Source organism: Mesorhizobium sp. M1E.F.Ca.ET.063.01.1.1 (genome assembly GCF_003998155.1).
GTDB lineage: Bacteria > Pseudomonadota > Alphaproteobacteria > Rhizobiales > Rhizobiaceae > Mesorhizobium.
The window spans coordinates 1-1250 of the sequence record NZ_RZSC01001160.1; the positions used below are offsets into that span (position 1 = coordinate 1).

General features: G+C 64.5%; 1 protein-coding gene and 2 pseudogenes. All 3 read left to right on the top strand.

All coding sequences use genetic code 11. The features are described 5' to 3' along the window. Positions 1 to 217 (top strand): annotated as a pseudogene (locus EOA29_RS36885) (transcription termination/antitermination protein NusG); the annotation flags it as partial. Positions 218 to 386: 169 nt separating this feature from the next. Next, positions 387 to 815, top strand: coding sequence for a 50S ribosomal protein L11 (gene rplK / locus EOA29_RS36890; protein ID WP_059189557.1), 429 nt, complete (start codon positions 387 to 389; stop codon positions 813 to 815). Positions 816 to 819: 4 nt separating this feature from the next. Continuing rightward, positions 820 to 1250: pseudogene (locus tag EOA29_RS36895) on the top strand (50S ribosomal protein L1); the annotation flags it as partial.

The following is a 1250-nucleotide window of genomic DNA, read 5'->3' on the forward strand; positions in this document are numbered from 1 at the left end:
CATCCTGAACCAGGTTCAGGAAGGCGTCGAGCGGCCGAAGCCGTCGGTCACCTTCGAGATCGGCGAGGCGATCCGCGTTTCGGACGGCCCGTTCGCATCCTTCAACGGCTTCGTCCAGGAAGTGGACGAGGAGCGGGCGCGCCTCAAGGTGGAAGTTTCGATCTTCGGGCGCGCGGTGCCCGTCGATCTGGAATTCGGACAGGTCGAAAAGGGCTGATCCGAATACCCGCGCCCGAAGAGCGTCGGGAGGCGGCGCGAATGTCGCGCTGCCATGAACGGGTGGGAGGCGAAAGCGGCTTAGCCGGCCGCTGGAACCGCACCACCAGACTGCAACCGCCGGCGTTTCCCAGATGGTGGGGCCGGCACGAGAAAAGGCAGGAATAGAGATGGCTAAGAAAGTTGCAGGCCAGCTCAAGCTCCAGGTTGCCGCGGGCTCGGCCACGCCGTCGCCCCCGATCGGCCCGGCGCTTGGTCAGCGCGGCATCAACATCATGGAGTTCTGCAAGGCGTTCAACGCGCAGACCCAGGAACTGGAGAAGGGCTCGCCGATCCCGGTCGTCATCACCTACTACCAGGACAAGTCGTTCACTTTCGTCATGAAGACGCCGCCGGTGAGCTACTTCCTGAAGAAGGCCGCCAACCTCAAGTCGGGCTCCAAGGAGCCGGGCAAGGTCAAGGCCGGCACGATCTCTCGCGACAAGGTGCGCCAGATCGCCGAGCAGAAGATGAAGGACCTGAACGCAAACGACGTCGAGGCGGCCATGCGCATGGTCGAGGGCTCCGCCCGCTCGATGGGCCTGGAAGTGGTGGGCTGAGATCATGGCAAAGATTGCAAAGCGTGTATCCAAGACCCGCGAAGGCATCGATCCGAACAAGGCCTATGCGCTCGCTGAAGCGCTGCAGCTGTTGAAGGACCGGTCTTCGGTGAAGTTCGACGAGACCGTCGAGATCGCCATGAACCTCGGCGTCGATCCGCGCCATGCCGACCAGATGGTCCGCGGCGTGGTCAACCTGCCGAACGGCACCGGCCGCTCGGTGCGCGTTGCCGTGTTCGCGCGCGGCGACAAGGCCGAGGAAGCCAAGGCCGCCGGCGCCGATATCGTTGGCGCCGAGGATCTGGTCGACATCGTCCAGAAGGGCACGATCGATTTCGATCGCTGCATCGCCACCCCGGACATGATGCCGCTGGTCGGCCGCCTGGGTAAGGTGCTCGGCCCGCGCGGCATGATGCCGAACCCGAAGGTCGGCAC